At 66.0% G+C, this 297-nt stretch carries 1 protein-coding gene; it reads left to right on the top strand.

Annotated elements, in window-relative coordinates; all coding sequences use genetic code 11:
* Positions 1-297 (top strand): DUF6531 domain-containing protein (locus tag AAZU54_RS27365; RefSeq protein ID WP_434727904.1); only part of this gene is annotated, 297 nt, incomplete at both ends.

Raw genomic sequence — 297 nt, 5'->3', positions numbered from 1 at the left:
CTCGACCTGCCGCAGCATCAGCTTCGCCCGTGGCAGCGAAACCCTCACCCACACCGATTTCAGTTTGCCCGGCTGCTTTGCGCTGCAGTGGTCACGCACCTACCGCTCCAGCCTGGCGGCGCTCGACGGTGGCGTGTTCGGCGCCCGCTGGATCACACCCTTCTCGACCCGCCTCGATGTGCTCAAGCAGGGCGTGCTCTACCACGCCGCGGACGGTCGCAGCCACGCCTACCCGCTGCCGAAAATCGGCAAGCACCATTACGACGCCATCGAAGGCCTGGTGCTGATTCGCACCCA

It is taken from the genome of Pseudomonas sp. Je.1.5.c (genome assembly GCF_051129895.1).
In the GTDB taxonomy this organism is placed as follows: Bacteria; Pseudomonadota; Gammaproteobacteria; order Pseudomonadales; family Pseudomonadaceae; genus Aquipseudomonas; species Aquipseudomonas urmiensis.
The sequence above is the reverse complement of the archived record's forward strand: the minus strand, read 5'-3'. Positions and strand labels throughout refer to the sequence as shown.